At 37.9% G+C, this 19,588-nt stretch carries 11 protein-coding genes; 7 read left to right on the forward strand and 4 right to left on the reverse strand.

Annotation, left to right across the window (positions count from 1 at the left end; all coding sequences use genetic code 11):
• The first annotated feature begins 33 nt into the window (after positions 1 to 33).
• Positions 34 to 2,766, forward strand: coding sequence for a CHAT domain-containing protein (locus HQN83_RS20205; protein ID WP_173092762.1), 2,733 nt, complete (start codon positions 34 to 36; stop codon positions 2,764 to 2,766).
• On the opposite strand, the gene glgB is transcribed toward HQN83_RS20205, so the two are convergent.
• The 3 genes from glgB to HQN83_RS20220 form a co-directional block, all read right to left on the reverse strand.
• The gene (gene glgB, locus HQN83_RS20210; RefSeq protein WP_173092764.1) at positions 2,711 to 4,618 is read right to left on the reverse strand and encodes a 1,4-alpha-glucan branching protein GlgB; all 1,908 of its coding nucleotides are present in this window, start codon (positions 4,616 to 4,618) and stop codon (positions 2,711 to 2,713) included. The two genes, HQN83_RS20205 and glgB, sit on opposite strands and share 56 nt — an antisense overlap.
• The gene (locus tag HQN83_RS20215; RefSeq protein WP_173092766.1) at positions 4,618 to 7,074 is read right to left on the reverse strand and encodes a glycoside hydrolase family 31 protein; all 2,457 of its coding nucleotides are present in this window, start codon (positions 7,072 to 7,074) and stop codon (positions 4,618 to 4,620) included. The genes glgB and HQN83_RS20215 overlap by 1 nt, the downstream gene beginning before the upstream one ends.
• Positions 7,075 to 7,276: 202 nt before the next feature.
• A complete protein-coding gene (locus tag HQN83_RS20220) occupies positions 7,277 to 10,177 on the reverse strand; it encodes a TonB-dependent receptor (protein WP_173092768.1) in 2,901 nt (966 codons plus the stop codon).
• A gap of 214 nt (positions 10,178 to 10,391) precedes the next feature.
• Between HQN83_RS20220 and HQN83_RS20225 the strand changes: the two genes are divergently transcribed.
• The 3 genes from HQN83_RS20225 to HQN83_RS20235 are packed head-to-tail and all read left to right on the forward strand — an operon-like array spanning position 10,392 to position 14,201.
• On the forward strand, positions 10,392 to 12,833 hold the full coding sequence (locus HQN83_RS20225; RefSeq protein ID WP_317172524.1) for a penicillin acylase family protein: 2,442 nt from the start codon (positions 10,392 to 10,394) through the stop codon (positions 12,831 to 12,833).
• Positions 12,834 to 12,837: 4 nt separating this feature from the next.
• Positions 12,838 to 13,188 (forward strand): hypothetical protein, encoded by a 351-nt coding sequence (locus tag HQN83_RS20230; RefSeq protein WP_173092770.1) that lies wholly within the window; start codon positions 12,838 to 12,840, stop codon positions 13,186 to 13,188.
• A 29-nt stretch (positions 13,189 to 13,217) separates the two neighbouring features.
• The gene (locus HQN83_RS20235; protein WP_173092772.1) at positions 13,218 to 14,201 is read left to right on the forward strand and encodes a LuxE/PaaK family acyltransferase; all 984 of its coding nucleotides are present in this window, start codon (positions 13,218 to 13,220) and stop codon (positions 14,199 to 14,201) included.
• 160 nt (positions 14,202 to 14,361) lie between these two features.
• On the opposite strand, the gene tyrS is transcribed toward HQN83_RS20235, so the two are convergent.
• A complete protein-coding gene (tyrS, locus tag HQN83_RS20240; protein WP_173092774.1) occupies positions 14,362 to 15,648 on the reverse strand; it encodes a tyrosine--tRNA ligase in 1,287 nt (428 codons plus the stop codon).
• Between the two features lie 104 nt (positions 15,649 to 15,752).
• Between tyrS and HQN83_RS20245 the strand changes: the two genes are divergently transcribed.
• The 3 genes from HQN83_RS20245 (at position 15,753) to dapA (ending at position 19,405) form a co-directional block, all read left to right on the forward strand.
• On the forward strand, positions 15,753 to 16,439 hold the full coding sequence (locus tag HQN83_RS20245) for an ACP phosphodiesterase (RefSeq protein ID WP_173092776.1): 687 nt from the start codon (positions 15,753 to 15,755) through the stop codon (positions 16,437 to 16,439).
• A gap of 61 nt (positions 16,440 to 16,500) precedes the next feature.
• On the forward strand, positions 16,501 to 18,513 hold the full coding sequence (gene ligA, locus HQN83_RS20250; protein WP_173092778.1) for an NAD-dependent DNA ligase LigA: 2,013 nt from the start codon (positions 16,501 to 16,503) through the stop codon (positions 18,511 to 18,513).
• A 10-nt stretch (positions 18,514 to 18,523) separates the two neighbouring features.
• Entirely contained in the window at positions 18,524 to 19,405 is an 882-nt protein-coding gene (gene dapA / locus HQN83_RS20255) for a 4-hydroxy-tetrahydrodipicolinate synthase (protein ID WP_173092780.1), read from the forward strand.
• Positions 19,406 to 19,588 lie beyond the last annotated feature (183 nt).

The raw sequence follows: 19,588 nt of genomic DNA on the forward strand, positions 1-19,588 counted from the left end.
CTAAAAAAAGTATTTTAGCTAAAACGACCGTTAATGAGAACCATTAAATTCTGGTACAGCATTTTTCTGATTCTTCTCGCATTTACAACATCGGTTGTTGCACAGATTCAGTCAAGCATTCCTCAACACATTGTTAAAACCTTAGATTCTTTAAAAAAAGCAGATAACCTTACAGATTGGTTATATACAAGAATAGATTACAGTGTAATTAACCGCAGACAAAGTTTGCCTTTTCTAATGAGCACACAAAAGGCTGCATGGCGCAAGGCTCTCTCAGTTTCTGAGCGCGAAACATGGCTAGTACTTTTAAGCAACCAAGGCTACAACCAATTATTTTCAGGTAATATCCTCGAATCTATTAACTGCTATGAACAGGCGTATAATTACTGCGTAGACAACAAACTAAATATTGAAAGTATTACAGACTATGTACTAAAACCCTGGGCAAATAACTATACCCGTTTAGGTGATTACGAGAAAGCCATATTTCTTCAACAAAAACTGCTTGACATCGCGTTAAAGCAGAATGACAATGAGCTAATCGCTTCAGCCTACAACAATATGGCTATTTCTTATCGCTCATTAGGAGATTTCAAAAAGGCCAAGGAATGTATTGAATCTGGCATTAAAAAAATCACTCCAACATCAACCTTAAATATCCTGCTAGACAATACTCTGGCCGATATCTATAAGGATAAAAATGATATCGTAAATGCCGAAAAAGTGATAAACAGGAACATCATCAGGCAAAAAAAACTTAAACAGGATACTCAAACAGCATACTGGCTACTAAGCAGTTATAGCTCTGCCGGAGATATTCAACTAGTTAAGCAGAACTTTAATTTAGCTCAAAATTATTATCAGCAAGCCTTAAAGCTGAACGAGAGTTATTACAAAGGAAACAGGCTTAGAGAGAAAGCATACATCTTCACCCAGTTGGGAACAATTAAACTAAACCAAAAAAATGGAAATGAAGCCTTAAACTACTTTAATCAAACCTTAAATACCCTTGGATTAATAGGTACAGACAAAAAAATCAGGAAAGAAAGGATTTATGGAGACAATCGTCTGGTAGATGTTTTTTATCAAAAGGCGATGGCTTATTTGCTCTTAGGAAATGAAACTGAAGCATTAGGCAACATTAGGTTATCCTTAGTTGCTGCCGACAAAATTCGCTTTGAACTGGCTGATGTAAAAACAAAACAACGTTTTCAGGGAGAAATGAAACAAAAAGCAGAGAAAGCCGTGGCCATAGCTTTCAACTTGTTGGGGAAAACGCAGGAACATCGCTATGCTGAAATAATTGCTGATATTTTTGAGCAGACCAAAGCCCGCACATTACTGGATGACATCAGAAGAAATCAACAACAACTAACGATTCAAAATAAGGATTCGCTATTTGCTTACAAACAAACACTGGAGCGGGCAATTACATTTAATGATAAGGAACTGTTGCAGGATCCGAAAGATATTAAATCAACCGGTAAGAATAATGCAGAGCTTAAGTTTAAACTTGAATATGTAGAGAAGCAATTGAGAGAACGTTATCCTGCATTAAATATAGCTACTGATACTAAAGACTACACTTCGTTGAAACTTTTGAAGCAGTTGCCTTCGAGTACACATTTCATTGAGTACTTCTGTGGTATGGATCATATTTATGCATTGGAGATAAAACATAGCCGGGTTAAGCATGTAAAAAGAATACCCAATGCGGATGGTATTAAGAAATTGATAACTGACTTTACTAATACCTATTATCACAATGGCCCCGCAGCAATGATTAATCGTCCTAAAGATTTTTTTAATACCTCCAATTCAATTTATACTACCCTATTGGGAGGATTTGATTTAAAGAAGAATGAAAAGATTATTCTGATCCCCGACGAGTTTTTGGGTTATCTATCTTTTGATGGCCTGATTACTGATGATAAATATAGTCCTTCGATTTCTGCGTGGCCTTACCTTATTAAAAAAACTACCATTTCCTACGCCTTTTCAATTCAGACCTGGTTAAACCAATCGCAGAAGAAAACTCAGGAAAACAAAACCTTTTCTGGCTTATTTATTACCCATCAAAACAATGATAAGCAAAATATACCTGCCGTTGCCAAAGAGGCCGAAGCTATAGAAAAGATTGTTGCCGGTAGTTTTTTGATAGATGAGGATGCCAGTGTAAAAAACTTCTTTAAAGCATTTGATGAATCAGCTGTACTCCATATCAGTACCCACTCTTACCTCTCAGGAGCTCAACAAGAACCCACACTTGCGTTAAACGATGATCAGGTATTTCTATTTGAGTTATCGGCAAGAAAATATGCACCTGCCCTTGTGGTGCTTAGTGCCTGCCGAACCGCCGATGGCATGATGGCCGCCGGAGAAGGAATTATTAGCCTAAACAGAGGTTTTACAGCCATAGGCACACAAGGCACCATTGCCGGGTTGTGGAATGTTAATGATGATGCTGCCGCTAAGATTACAGCAAACAGCTATCAAAGTATAATCAAAGGAGAAGAGGTAGGCACAGCACTACATCTTTCCAAATTAAACTGGTTATCTGGCAAACGCAATACAGAACAGGAATACCTGCCTTATTATTGGGATGCCCTGATTTACATGGGTTACGACCAAAAGATAGCACTACAGCCTGCAGGTTTATCCTGGACTCACTACACAATAATAGGTGCAATTATAATAGCACTCCTTGCTTTTACTTTGCTTGTTTTAAAACCAATGCCCCTAAAGGTGGGATATTTAAAGAAATAGAATATTCTCGGCCATGGCAAGTCTCATTTAGTGGTAGTAATACTTCTGTATTTAACTTCCCACTTCCAAAAAACTCTTTGGCATCCGTACTAAATATTTCCTTCCATTTTGCTTTAAATGGCAAACCAACAAGATAGTTTTCGCGATAAACTGGAGTAAGATTCAGGATTACGATAAGTGTATCTTTAGCTTTCGTTCCTTTTCTAATGTAAATGTAAACGGAGTGTTGCGCATCATCGGCATTGATCCATTCAAATCCTTCATGCGAAAAACTGTGTTCATACAACGCAGGTTCAGATTTGTACAGGTTATTAATGGCCCTTACCGTTTTTTGCATCCCTAAATGAGGAGGATGTTGTAATAAATGCCAGTCTAATGAGTTTTTAAAGTCCCACTCGTGGGTTTGAGCAAACTCATTTCCCATAAAAAGCAACTTAGTGCCTGGCTGAGTAAACATGTACGCATAAAGCACCCGCAGGTTGGCAAATTTTTGCCACTCATCGCCGGGCATTTTATAGATCATCGAAGACTTTCCATGTACCACCTCATCATGAGAAAAAGGCAGCATAAAGTTCTCGCTAAAGGCATAAGTTATGCTAAAAGTTAGTTGATGATGGTGAAATTGCCTGTTGATTGGATCGTTTTTGAAGTACTTTAAAGTGTCGTTCATCCACCCCATCATCCATTTCATTCCAAAACCTAATCCGCCGGCAAACACTGGATGTGTTACACCCGGATAAGTACTGCTTTCTTCGGCGATGGTCTGTACACCTTCAAAAGCACCGTAAACGGCTTCGTTAAGGTCTTTTAAAAATAAGGTTGCACCGAGGTTCTCACTACCACCAAATTCATTGGTAGCTGCTTCTTCGGCCTTTCTCGAGAAATCAAAATAAAGCATAGAAGCCACGGCATCTACACGCAAACCGTCTGCATGGAATTTATCAAGCCAGTACATCGCATTACTGATCAGGAAAGACCTAACTTCATTTCGATCATAATTGAAGATATAGGATTTCCAATCAGGATGAAAGCCTTTTCGCATATCTGCATGCTCATACAAATGAGTGCCATCAAATTTGTAAAGCCCATGTGCATCTCCGGGAAAATGCGAAGGAACCCAATCCAAAATAACCCCGATATTGTTTTTATGCAGTTCCTCTATCAGAAACATTAACTCCTGCGGAGTGCCATGTCTGGAGCTTGCGGCAAAGTAGCCAGTAATCTGATACCCCCATGACGGGTAATATGGGTATTCCATAATTGGCATCAGCTCAACATGAGTAAAGCCCATATCCAATACATAAGGCACCAGGCTTGCTGCTATTTCTTTATAGGTTAACACCCTTTTTGGTTCCGATGGATCGCGTTGCCAAGAGCCTAAGTGCACTTCATAAACCGACATGGGTTTGTTTAATGCATTTGCTTTAGGACGCTTATTGAGCCATGTTTTATCCTTCCAACTGTAATCTGTATCCCAAACAATTGAGGCAGTTCTTGGAGGATGTTCCCACTTTGTAGCAAAAGGATCACCTTTTTCTATATTGCTACCATCAAAGCCGACAATGGCATATTTATAGACTTCGCCCTTACCGATGTTTGGAATAAATCCTTCCCAGATACCTGAAGAATCCAGTCGTCTGTTAAGCGGGTGCGATGTTTTATTCCATTTATTAAAATTACCGGTTACATTTACTGCCTGGGCATTAGGTGCCCAGACAGCAAAGTAAGTTCCATCTGTTTTGTTGTGCTGTATAAGGTGTGCACCAAATTTCTCATACAACCGAAAATGCTTGCCTGAAATAAATAATGAGATATCAAAATCGCTAAATAAACTGTAGGCAAGCACTTCCATTAATTATAGATTTTTATTGTGGTGAAATTCTTATTTGATTTAAAACGTAAGCAGTTATGCTCATCTAAGGTATAATCAGTAATGTCTTTATCATCAACTGTAATCTTATTTACATTGAATGGTAAGCCGACTACATTGTAATTGTACAATTCGTAATTAGGTGTATACAAACCGGTTCTCGACTGTTCAATTGTTAAAGCATATTGAGTTCCTTTAACACTGAATTTTTTCTCAGAATAGATGTCTTGCTCGTAAGCAAAGGTATCTCCATGATCTTCAAAAAGGAATGAATTTACTTCATAATCAGCAAAGTAAACATTAAGCAATACTTCATCTATGTCTTTTTCGCCAACATACTGCATTACAGGATATTCCGGAATTACCGAACCCGCTCTTACGAACAGCGGCATATGATCTAAAGGTGTTGCAATACTGTGCTCACTCTCTCCAGTTAATACCTCATGCGTCCAGAAGTTGTACCATTTACCTTTTGGCAAATAAACCATGCGAGAAGCTGCTCCTTGCTCTAAAACAGGACAAACCAATATTTTATCACCAAAAGTAAACTCATCCTGACGGTATCCGTTGCTGATATTTTCTTGCTCCAACATCACCAATGGTCTTAAAATTGGGAAGCCATAACGGTGATGCTCCCAGAACACAGAATACAGATAAGGCAATAACCTGTATCTTAATTCAATATAAGTTCTATTGATACTGGTATATGGTTCTCCGAAACTCCATGGCTCTCGTTCAGCAGTATCTCCTGCAGAGTGTGCACGCATGAATGGCGAAAATGTACCCAATTGGATCCATCTTGTGAACAATTCCGGATCTGGCTCTCCGCTGAAACCTCCTATATCTGTTCCGCAGAAGGGAACACCCGAAACTGACATACGCTGACACTGGATGTTACCGATTTTTAAATGCTCCCAGGTAGCTACATTATCACCTGTCCACACACAACCATAACGCTGCATACCTGAATAACCCGCACGGGTAATGGTAAACGGACGCTTGTTGCGCATTAGTTTTTTCAGACCGTCGTAGGTTGAACGTACCATCTGCATACCATACACATTATGGGCTTTACGGTGCGAACCTCTATAACCATCATAGTTATGTCTTACGTCGTTAGGAAAAGTTCCTGAACCAAATACTGCAGGTTCGTTCATATCATTCCACACTCCGGCAACGCCTATATCTACCAGTTCTTTGTACAAATTACCCCACCACTCTCTTACAGTTGGATTGGTGAAATCAGGGAACTGACATCTGCCGGGCCAAACATGACCTTCCATAAAGTAGTCATCGCTTCGGCGACAGAAATAATTGTTTTCTTTACCTTCTTTAAATACCCAGTAGTTATCGTCTACTTTAATCCCCGGGTCAATCATTACAACGGTTTTGAAACCATCGTTGGCCAATTCCTTGATCATTCTTTTCGGATCAGGAAAATGGCTTTTGTTCCAGGTAAAGCAACGGTATCCATCCATATAATCTATATCCAGATATATGGCATCACAAGGGATATTACGTGATCTAAAGCCATCTGCAATTTCTTTAACCTTCTTTTCAGGATAATAACTCCACCTACACTGGTGATAACCTAAGGCCCATTTTGGAGGCATTGGGTGAGTTCCGGTTAATGTTTGGTATCTTTTTACCACATCCATCATATGTGGACCGTGGATGTAATAATATTGCAATTCACCACCATCAGCCCAAAAGCTGGTTTTAGAGTTGTCTTCTCTACCGAAATCGAAATAAGAACGGAAGGTATTGTCGAAGAAAATGCCATAGGCTGCCTGCTGATTTACACCAACATAAAATGGAATGGTACGATACAATGGATCCTGATCCCACCCAAACGAATAAGCATCGGTATTCCAGTTTTGGAAATGACGACCTCTCAGGTTCATATTTCCTGATTTATCTCCAAGACCAAAGAAGTTCTCTTCTGTGCCACATTTTTTTGTAGCATACACATAGTAACCACCAAACTCTATGTTTTCTTCCCAATGCATTGGTGTCGCATCTTCACTCATCACCATCTGATTCAGATTATCGGTAAATGAGATGTGGAAATCATCCTTTCTTACTTTACAAGTAACGGTATTTGTTGATATGCTATAGTAGTCCGCTAGCTCTTCTAATTTAAAAGTAGTAACCTTTTGGTCTACCACTGGAACAGCATAGGAGAAATCATCCAGAAAAACACCGTGTGGTGCTAATCTCACTCTGATAATCTCATCACTTACTACTCTAATTTCAACCTTTGCATCACCATCGGCAAAGAAAAATTTATTCCCAACAGTAGTAACACTTTGCACTGGACTAAGGTATTTTTTAACTATTGGTTTTATATCTGTAACCGGATTGTTTAAATGCTGAACTGGCTCTTCTACAATTTCCTTAGTGATTATATTATTTATTAATTCTTTATTTTCTTCCATGAAAAAACGCTTTAGTAAAAATTTGCCCCCCTTTTGATCATGTTATAGATCATGTATTTTGTACAACTAAAGTGTTAAAATTTCCATTAAAACCAAAGGATTATTATCAGATAAAAATACGGGTATAAAAAAGGCCCTGACATTACTATCAGGGCACTTTTATAAAACTAATTAATTGATGTAGAGCTTAGTTAATTTGATTTTATGGGTTAAATGTGAATCCTATGTAGTAAAGTGCACCTACAGCAGGGTTACCATATGAAGTAAAGTAGTATTTATTTAAAATATTCGATCCCCCAAGTTTAAGCATTGATTTTACTGAAGGTATTTTTAAATTAACCTGCGCATCAATTGTGCTGAATGAAGGAACGTTTCCTGCAGCAAAAGATGAGTTCCAGTAAAATTTATCCTGCCAGCGGTAATTAACATTAAAACCAAAGTTTTTAATGATCTCCTTATTACCAAGACCTAAATTATAACGAACCTCAGGAGTGTTAAAGTCATTGATATAATCTGCAGGAAGATCACCTAATTTGTTGTAAGATACGTTACCACTCAAGTTGTAACCCCCTATTAAATAATCTAAACCTAAAGCACCACCATAAGAGGTTACTTTACCTGTTGCATTTACAGGCGCACCAAATTTAGAGAATGTATTGTCCTTATTTTGTTGATATACTTCAACGGCTGTAATGAAATCCTTATAGCTATTGTAATAAGCATAGGCATCCACCAGGAATCTTGATCCTAACAAACCTTTGTACCCAACCTCATACGCTTGAACACTCTCAGGACGAACTCCTCTTGGGTCGAAATTATATTTCTGTAATAATGCAGGGTTCGGAGCACCGGCAGCTACGGAGCCAAGAAATGCACGATAACTCACATCTGTATAAGGGACATTAGTTGTAAGCAAGTTATATTTATTTAGCATACTTGGTATACCTCCAATAAGCCTTTGTACACCGCCGGCTACTGATAAATCGATATATTGATTTTGGGTTGTTGGATTCCTATAACCTGTCTGGAATGACACTCTGATATTGTTATCAGGAGCTACGGTATACACACCTGAAACTCTTGGTGTAAAACGTCCATCAAAATTAGAGCTCTTATCGTATCTACCCGATACAGCCAGCTTGAACTTATCAGCAAACATTTTTTTTGCTATCTGAGCGAAAGCTCCGTACTCATTGATATCAATTTTATCATTAAGATCATCAAAAATAGTCCCTCCAGAGCGTAGTTGATATATCCTATACGATCCACCTACTTGTAATTCGACTACATTATCAAGTGCATTTGAGAAGTTATACATACCCTCATAATGATATAGATTAGTTTTATCATTGAATTTCGCACCCTTTCCTGATGAAATGGTGTTATTCATGATGTTTTCTTTTACCGCATCGAATTGAGGCGTACCCGGCATCAGTCTGCCTTGATCTGCAACACTACGTGCTGCAGCATGAGCTTGTGCATCAGAGCCCCCTTTAAGAAGCGCAGTGGAATAAGCCAAAGCATACTGTGCATACCATCCAGAGGTAGGATTTGTTGCTGGACCTTGACTTGGACGATACGCCTCATTAATAAATGACCCAAGGATTGAAGAAATATAAGAATCACCAGAACGCTCCTGAGTAGTGTATCCTCTAACAAAAAAATCCTGTCCTTTCAGCTCCAATTTATATTGTCCGATACTGAAATTGCGAAGAGAATAACGATCTGAACCAGTATATACTGATGTCCCTGTTCCCCAATTGAGTTGCGCTATACCTTCAATAGTTGGTGTAAACCGATAGTGCAAAGAGCCTGAAGTTTTTAATGATTTAGTATTATAATCTACCAGGTTAACTTCGTTATACCCTGTTCTGGAAACATCTTGATTAGATATAGTATTATTTTTGACTCCCTTTACAATTCCCAGATAAGGAATAGCTGGGGCAAGCCCTCCAAATGGAGAACCTGGGGCTGTTATGGTGGCTACATACTGATCCAGGTTATAATTCGGGAACGCATTTATTAAGGCAGTCATACCTGCAAAACCTGCCGGCGATTGACTCTGAAAACCTGCTTGTAATTGTCTGGAAACAGTTAAAATATTTGCATTAATCTCATCACCATATACGTTTATACCATCATAATTTGGATCAGATGCTCGGTCTCCCGGCTTAAAAGTACGTGATACACGGTCAAAATTACTATAGTTATCAGCCTGCCAATCTTTTGCTTGAAGAAATGAGAAAGTACCTTTTATAGCGAACTTGTTGTTCCAAGATTTTGCCAAACGTACATCCAATTGGTTGTACTGTTGGTTTCCCGTATTATTATCGTTCAAATGATTAATTCCTGATTTATAAGAAAAACTTGCTCCAGGATAATCAAAAGGGCTTTTAGAAGTCATAAGCATAGTACCATTGATACCACCAGCACCATATAGTGCAGAAGAGGCTCCAGGCAGTAGCTCCACATTATCAAGATCAAGATCTGATACTCCGATAATATTTCCTACAGCGAAATTTAATCCGGGTGCTTGATTATCCATCCCATCAACATACTGATTAAAACGATTGTTACCATTAGAGTTAAATCCTCTCGTATTTACAGATTTGAAAGTTAAACTCTGGGTACTGATCTCAACCCCTTTCATATTGTTTAAAGCATCGTAAAATGATGGTGCAGAAAGTTCTTTTAATACCGCAGGCCCCATCCTTTCGACAGATACCGGAGATTCCAAAATTCGCTCCGGAGTTCTAGATGCAGAAATAACTACCTCCTGGCCTAAAACTACGGCTGTTTCTATTTCAAAGTCTAAATTGGCAATATTTCCGGTGATTTCCTTTTCAATTGATGTATAACCCACGTAAGAAATAACGATAATAAATGGACCGGTTTGCTTAACTACAAACGCATATTTACCACTCATATTTGTTGCCGTTGCGATTGTAGTTCCTTTGACAGTAATCCCAACACCTGGTATTGGCTCCTTAGTGGCTTTATCAGTAACGGCCCCACTAATGGTTACAGTTTGTGCATGCACTACCACAGCGGTAATACATAGCAATAAACACGTAAAGATTGCTTTAGTAAACGTTTTGCTCATACAGTTAATTTATGTTAGGTTAATTTTATTATAAATATAATACATTAATTTAATTTTCCAAATCAGATTTCGACTAATATTTCGTTGGTAAAATCTGATTTTCATTGCATTTGATTTAACTTTTATGCTAACTTGCAAAGTCAATATTTTAATATCAAGGGAAGTAGTAACCAAGTACTTTCATTTATGTTTTAGAAGTGCCTTTAACTGAAAAATGATGAATAAAATAAAAGCCCTCATTTGCATTGTTATACCGATACTATTAACATATGCTCTCAATACAAAGTTCGGCGATACTCCCCCACTTCTTAAATTCCTTAACCCCTTTACAGGCTTTTGGCAAAACGCTGAAAAAACAACAGTAAATCCAAATAGAAAACTGATTCTGAAAAATGCACTTCAGAATGTAGACATAGCATTTGACGATCGAATGATTCCTCATATTTTTGCTCAGAATGACCATGATGTTTATTATGCACAGGGCTATGTAACTGCAATGCATCGCCTATGGCAAATGGACTTCCAAACTCGTTTTGCAGCAGGCAGATTATGCGAGGTAGTTGGCAAAAAAGCCATCGAGCTAGATAAATATCAACGCCGTATGGGAATGGTTTATGGTGCTGAAAAATCATTGGAGGGAATGATGGCTGATCCTAAATCTAAAGAAATGGTGTTGGCTTATACTGCCGGCATTAACGATTACATTCATTCCTTATCGCAGGCAAGTTTACCTGTAGAATACAAGTTACTCGACTTTAAACCGGAAGACTGGACCCCATTAAAGTGCGCATTGTTACTAAAACAAATGTCGGCAGTATTAGCCATGGGCTCTGACGAATTTTACATGACCAACATCAGAAAAAAATTTGGAAACGATGTAATTAAAGACTTGTTCCCTGATTATCCATTCAAAGAAGACCCAATTATTCCCGTAGGTACCAAGTGGGACTTTAATCCGCTACCAATACCCAGTCCTCCAGCTGATGCGTTAAAGGAAATGACAACCGGAAATATACAAACCATGCAAAAAGAAGAAGGAATTGGAAGTAATAACTGGGCTATTTCGGGCGAAAAAACTGCATCGGGATACCCTATCCTGGCCAACGATCCACATCTTGACCTAACACTTCCTTCTATATGGTACCAAATTCAGCTACATGCTCCCGGACTAAATAGTTACGGGGTATCATTACCAGGAGCACCTGGTATAATTATTGGATTTAACCAAAATATTGCCTGGGGAGTAACTAATGTTGCAGCCGATGTACTGGATTTTTACCAGATTAAATTTAAAGACAACACTCATAAAAGTTACTGGTATAACAATGAGTGGAAAAATACAACCACTCGCTTTGAAAAAATCGTGATAAGAGGTAGCAAGCCCGAAATCGATACGGTTTACTATACACATCAAGGCCCTGTAGTCTACCTTCAAAAACCGGAAAAATTTTCTAAAGCAAATAATGTCCCTGTTGGTAATGCGCTCAGATGGATTGCACACGAAAAATCTAATGAGCTTAAAACTTTTTACTTACTAAACCGTGGTAAAAACTATACTGATTACCGTAAAGCACTAACTTTTTATACTGCCCCGGCACAAAATTTTGTATTCGCTTCTACTGACAATGACATCGCAATTACTGCTAACGGCAAGTTCCCCTTAAAATGGAAAGATCAGGGGAAATTTATCTTAGATGGTTCAGATCCTAAAAATGATTGGCAAGGATGGATTCCTTCTGATCAGAATCCTACGGTTAAAAACCCTCCACGGAATTTTGTTAGCTCTGCAAACCAATCATCAACCGATCCAAGCTATCCGTACTACATTAATTGGGAGTTTAGCCCTTATGAACGTGCGAAACGTATAAACGATAGATTAACTGTGATGACTAAAGCCACTGCTGATAGCATTAGAATCATGCAAACAGATACCTACAGTATCCATGCTCAAAACATCTTACCTGCAATTTTGCCTTTAATAGATGCCAGCAAACTAAATGCTACACAAAAGGAAGGTTTCTCTTTGGTATCTGTATGGAACAAACGTTATGACGCAAAAGAAATTGCAGCAAGCATTTTTGATCTTTGGACTAAACGCCTTCAAGACAACATTTGGGCGGATGATTTTAATGTCGATGGCATTCCAATGCGTTATCCATCGAGGGATAGAACAGTACAGTTAATTTTAACACAACCTGATTCTAAATGGATTGATAATATTAACACACCTGAGAAAGAAACTTTAAGTGATCTGGTAAATGAGGCATTTAAATACTCATGTGACAGTCTGGAAAGAAAGTACGGGCCGATTGGTGAACGCTGGCAGTGGGCTAATTTAAAACATACTAATGTGCCTCATTTAGCAAAAATACCAGGCTTCGGGTCAAAAACACTAATGATTGGTGGTGGAAAGATGACTATCGATGCATTAAGTGAAAGTAATGGCCCATCATGGCGAATGGTAATTGAACTAGGAAAAACACCCAAGGGACATGGTGTTTTTCCGGGTGGACAATCAGGAAATCCAGGAAGTAAATTTTATGACAACATGATTGATACCTGGGCAAATGGCGAGCTGTATGATCTTTTCTTTATGCAGTCATTTGATGATCCTTCAGCCAAAATAATTTCTAAATTAAAAATATCCAAAAAATAGCATCATGGTATTTATTGTAATTTTAATAGCCTCTTTTTTACTTCAAATGGTTCTACCGTGGTGGATAGTTGTAATCATTGCATTTGCCACATGTGGCTTAATCGGAAAGACAGGGAAGATATCTTTATGGTCGCCATTTCTTGCCATTCTATTGTTATGGACAGGTATGGCTTTATTTAAAAGCTTACCTAACGACAATATTTTAGCGCTAAGAGTTGCTGGTATGCTTGGTGTAAGTTCATGGATATTAGTTCTTGTTTTAAGTTCAGTATTAGGCGCATTTATAGCCGGCATTAGTGGCTTTTGTGGTTATCATTTTAGAAAAGCTGTGCTGAGCATGAAAACCAATTCTTAATTAAAACTTTGTTGTGTATTTTTGCACACGTGAAGGATTTAATCAGGCAAATTTTCTCTATTGAAACTAAAGAACAGTTTGAACAAATAGCTCTTGAGGTATTTAGGTATCAGGCAAAAAACTGTTCTGTTTATCGTGAATACATATCGCATCTAAGGATTAAGCCTAATGAAATATCTTCATCAGATCACATTCCTTATTTACCTATTGGCTTTTTTAAAAGCCATGAAGTATTAAGTTCTACTGACGAAATTGAGATCGTCTTCAGTAGTTCAGGAACCACCGGTATGTTGCAAAGCAGACACCTGGTTACTGATGTTAAAATTTACGAACAAAGCTTCAATCTTGCTTTTGAGCAGTTTTATGCTAAGCCTGAGCAAACCTGTATACTTGCGCTGTTGCCTTCTTACCTGGAGCGTGATGGATCTTCTTTGATTTATATGGTTGATGCATTACTAAAACAAAGTAAACACCAAGACAGTGGCTACTTTTTGCACAATCATGACGACTTGTTTGAAAAACTAAAAGAACTGCAAGCTTCCGGTCAGAAAACAATTTTAATTGGCGTTACTTATGCCCTGCTCGACTTTGTTGAGCAATACAAAATATCATTCCCAGAATTGGTTGTAATGGAAACTGGTGGAATGAAGGGGAAAAGAAAAGAAATGGTGAGAGAAGAATTGCATGAAATACTTCAAAATGGCTTTGGTGTAAACGCCATTCATAGTGAATACGGCATGACTGAACTCTTATCGCAAGCCTACTCTTATGGAAATGGGATATTTAATTGTCCGCCATGGATGAAGATCAATCTTCGTGATACCAATGATCCGCTTAGCTTGATAGCGAATAACAAAACAGGAGGAATCAATGTTATAGATCTAGCAAACATCAATTCCTGCTCTTTTATAGCGACCCAGGATCTGGGCCGCGTATTTGAAGATGAATCTTTTGAGGTTTTAGGCCGTTTTGACAATGCGGATATCAGAGGCTGTAACCTATTGGTTCAGTAACCATCCTTGACTTAGCAATAATATCCGTCTAGATTCAACAATCATATCTTCGTCATCCTGAATTTATTTCAGGATCCCTCAAGAGAAAGAAAGCCTTGCTTGTGCGAGGCCCTGAAATAAATTCAGGGTGACAAAGAGTATTCCGGAGTAACGAAAACTATTATTTTGCAACAACCAAATAATAGTTCTTTTTACCTTTTTGAACAATAATGAATTTATCATTCAATAGATTACTATTATTGAAAATACCCTGAGGATCACCGATCTTTTCTTTGTTTACCGATACGCCTCCTCCTTGAATTAGCTTTTTAGCTTCACCTTTAGAAGCGAAAACACTTGATTTCTCGGCAAGCAAAGTAGCTGCATCTATTCCTTGTTCAAGCTCTGTTTTTGAAATCTCAAACTGCGGAATACCTTCAAATATCTCTAATACCTGGTCGTCATTTAAGCTCTTAAAAAACTCTAATGAACCATTACCAAATAAAAACTCTGAAGTTTTAATTGCAGTCTCTAATGCTTCAACAGAATGTGTCCTGATGGTTATATCTTCAGCCAATGCTTTTTGAAGAACACGCAAATGTGGTGCTGTGTCGTGCTCTGTCTCAAGACTTTCTATTTCTTCCTGCGTTTTAAGCGTAAAGATTCTGATCCATTTTTTGGTATCATCATCAGAAGCATTGAGCCAGAACTGATAAAATTTATATGGCGATGTTTTTGCTGGATCTAACCATACCGCTCCGCTTTCCGTTTTACCAAACTTAGTACCATCAGCTTTTTTAATCAGGTTGGTAGTAACCGCAAATGCAGTACCCGCATCTTTTCTTCTGATTAATTCTGTTCCTGTTACAATATTACCCCACTGATCTGAACCACCCATTTGTACCAGACAATTGTGGTGTTTCCATAAGTAATAAAAATCATATCCTTGAATCAATTGGTAGCAGAACTCTGTAAAAGAAAGTCCAGAATCACCTTCTAATCTTCTTTTAACACTATCTTTTGCCATCATGTAGTTTACAGTGATGTGCTTACCGATGTCTCGGATAAAAGCAAACAGGTTCATATCCTTAAACCAGTCATTATTGTTTACCATCACCGCACCATTGCCTGCCGCTTCAAATTTCAAAAATTTAGAAAGTTGTTTTTTCATCCCGGCAAGGTTATGTTCTACCATGGCCTCCGTTTGAAGGTTTCTTTCGTCAGATTTGCCTGAAGGATCACCTACCATACCGGTAGCTCCACCAACCAAAGCATATGGCTTATGACCTGCACGTTGAAAATGAATAAGCGTCATAATCTGAGTTAAATGGCCTACATGCAATGAATCTGCAGTAGGGTCAAATCCTATATAACCCGCGGTCATTCCTTCATTCAATTTTTCTTCAGTACCAGGCATGATGTCTTGCAACATACCTCTCCAGCGTAGCTCTTCAACGAAATTGGTCATTATTATATCCTTTTGCGGCAAATATAGGAAAACCTATGTTATCCTTTAAATTCAATACACTTCAAAAACAGTTAAATTAAACAAATTTAGCTACTTTTAAAGCAATGAACTTTTTGTCGCATTTTTATTTTGAGAGAGACAACCATGACGAAAACATGGTAATTGGAGTAGTTTTGCCCGATTTTGTAAAGAACGCACAGAAAGACAGCAACTTATATCCATTAAAAGAAAGACATCTTTTTGAATCTGACGCTAATGAAAATTCTATTCTTAGCGGATGGGCCCGACACATCGCAGTTGATGCTGTTTTTCATTCTTCGGAGTTCTTTAAATTACACACTAACGCTTTAAAGCAAATCATTTTACCTGTACTTGAAAACAGTCCTGTAAAACCTTTTTTTTTAGCGCATATTGGTCTTGAATTAGTACTGGATCATTTACTGACCATTCATGGAACTGTAAACATCAATACTTTTTATGAGCAACTGGGGCAAGTAAACAAAGAAGCGCTGGATTCATTCCTAAAGAAAAGTGGCGTAGCTGATACCACAGTATTCTTTAAATTTCTGAACAGCTTTATTTCGAGCAGATACCTTTTTAGCTACCAAAAGATCGAAAACATTTCTTATGCCTTAAATCGCATTTGTATGCGTTTGTGGGACAGCCCTTTTACCGAACCACAACTTGCATTGTTAACCGATAAACTCATTATTTTTAAGTCAGGTATTGAAGATAACTATATGTCAATATTTAGAGATATTGAGCTTCATTTAAGTTCCGGCAACCATTAACACCAAAATATTTCGTACAAATCTCAATTAGCTCCTAAAGCTAATTTGTATCTTCGCTTTTATGTCACTATTTGATATAAAAGACAAAATGGATGCATTGGTTAAGGAGCTTAACCAACACAGTTACAATTACTATGTATTGGCAATGCCTACCATTGCAGATTATGAGTTTGACAAAAAACTGGAAGAACTTACCAAGCTGGAAAAGGAACACCCGGAATTTGCAGACCCAGACTCTCCTACCCTAAAGGTTGGCGGCGATATAACTAAAACCTTCACCACTGTAAAACACAGATGGCCAATGCTTTCTTTAGGCAACACCTATAATGAGCAGGATCTCCGTGATTTTGATGAAAGGGTTAGAAAAACCATTGGCGAAAGCTTTGAGTACGTTTGTGAGCTTAAATTTGATGGTCTTTCCATCAGTTTAACTTATGAAGATACCAAGCTTGTAAGAGCCGTTACACGTGGGGATGGGACCAAAGGTGATGATGTAACTACCAACATTAAAACAATCAACAACATTCCTCATAAACTAAAGAATGAAGAAGTTCCTCCTCTGTTTGAAATCAGAGGTGAAATCTTTATGCATCGCGCGGCCTTTGAGCGTTTAAATAAAGAACGCGAAGAGCTTGGAGAGGTACAATATGCCAACCCTAGAAATTTTGCTTCAGGAACCGTAAAAATGCAGGATTCGAAAGAAGTGGCAAGACGTCCTCTGGATTGCTTTCTCTATTCTTTAAATACCGATAAGAATTATTTTAAAACGCATTGGGAAAGTTTGCAAACCTTAAAAAGCTGGGGATTTAATGTAAGCGACAACTCTAAACTGGTTAACAGTATTGATGATGTATTGTTATTTATAAAACACTGGGAAACTGAGCGCTTCAAATTATCTTATGATATTGACGGCATTGTAATTAAAGTGAACAGTTATGCACAACAGCAAGAATTAGGCTTCACCGCAAAATCTCCACGTTGGGCCATATCCTTTAAATTCAAGGCCGAAGAAGTAGAAACTATACTGGAAAAGGTAACTTATCAGGTTGGTCGTACAGGTGCAGTTACTCCTGTTGCCAATTTAAAACCCGTACAACTTGCTGGCACTACTGTAAAAAGAGCTACCCTTCATAATGCCAACGAGATTGAAAGGTTAGATTTACATGAAGGAGATAGTGTATTTGTAGAAAAAGGCGGAGAGATTATTCCTAAAATAATTAATGTGAACCTCGATAAACGTAAAGCGGGTGCACTTAAAATTATTTATCCTTCTACCTGCCCTGAGTGTGGCGCAGAACTGATTAGAAAAGAAGGTGAGGTTGCGTTTTACTGTCCTAATGATGAAGCTTGTCCACCACAAATTGTAGGTAAAATCCAGCATTTTATTGGTAGAAAAGCCATGAATATTGATGGTCTTGGAGATGAAACTATAGAAACTTTTTACCAGAAGGGCTTAGTAAAACACATCAGTGATTTGTACACGCTTCACGAAAAAGCTGAAGAGTTGAAAACCTTAGATCGCTTTGGGGAGCGTTCTATAGAAAACATGCTGAAAGGTATTGAGCTTTCTAAACAAATGCCTTTTGAAAAAGTACTGTTTGGCCTGGGGATAAGATATGTGGGAGAAACTGTTGCCAAAAAATTAGCTTTTGGCACTAAAGATATTGAGAAACTGTCGACAGCCAACCTTGAAGAGCTAACAGCAATAGATGAAATTGGACAGCGTATTGCAGAAAGTATAATCGAATATTTTGGAAATCCGGAACATTTACATCAAATTGGCCTTTTAAAATCCTACGGACTTCAATTTGAAGCTATAGAAAATGAAATTGCTTTACAAAGTGACAAATTAACTGGAAAAACATTTGTAATTTCGGGCGTTTTTGAAAATTATAGCAGAGAAGAACTTAAGGATCTGATAGAAAGCAATGGTGGTAAAATATTAAGCGGCATTTCTGCAAAGCTTAATTACTTACTTGCCGGCGACAATATGGGTCCGTCTAAACTGGATAAAGCAAAAAAACTGAATGTACCACTGATTTCAGAGGGTGATTTATTAGAGATGTTGAAATAATAACTAAACAATGAACAAATTTCACGGAACGGGTGTAGCATTGGTTACGCCATTTAATGCAGATGGGTCGGTAGATTTTGACGGGTTGAAAAACCTGATCAATTACCAGATCGAAGGAAAGGTAGAATACCTGGTATCATTAGGTACTACAGGAGAAGCATCAACACTCAATAAAGACGAAAAGAAGAAGATCTGGGAATTTACAGCAGAAATAAACAATGGCCGTTTACCATTAATCGCCGGTATCGGTGGTAATGATACTAGAGCTATTGCACAAAATATAAAAGATTTTGAAGTAAGCGGTTATGACGCCATCTTATCGGCCAGCCCATACTATAATAAACCAACTCAGGAAGGTATTTACCAACACTACAAAGCACTTAGTGAATCCAGCTCATTGCCAATTTTCTTGTACAATGTACCAGGACGCACAGGAAGCAATATCAGCGCTGAAACGACTTGTCGTTTAGCTACTGATTTAAAGAACATCATTGCGATTAAAGAGGCCTCTGGGAATTTCGATCAGTTTAATCAGATCATGAGAGATAAACCAGCGGATTTCATGTTAATTTCAGGTGATGATCCTGTTGCAATGCCAATGATTTCAATAGGTGCTGTAGGTGTAATATCTGTTATTGGAAATGCATTGCCAAAACAACTGTCTGACATGATAAGATTATGTTTAGCTGGTGACTTTGCAAAAGCGCTTCCTTTACACCTTAGCTTAATCGAATTTACAAGATTAATGTTTGTAGAAGGCAATCCGGCTGGCGCTAAAGCGGCATTGAAACACTTTGGCGTATGTGAAGATAACCTTAGACTTCCTTTAGTTCAAGTATCTTCGAAAATACGTGAGGCAATTATTGCAGAAGCAAATAAGATTACAGCCTAGTATTGTTATACTACAATGTTAATGAAACGGGAGCCACAATACGCTCGTCATCCTGAATTTATTTCACTGTTGTCCGGTTAAAATCTAAACACACCATTAAATCATTTAAATTAAGCTAACAACAGTGTTTTTTTTGTCTTTTGAAAAAGCAAGCCCTCTGTTTTTCCCATTTTTAAAATTCCT

Source organism: Pedobacter foliorum (assembly GCF_013266735.1).
Lineage (GTDB): Bacteria > Bacteroidota > Bacteroidia > Sphingobacteriales > Sphingobacteriaceae > Pedobacter > Pedobacter foliorum.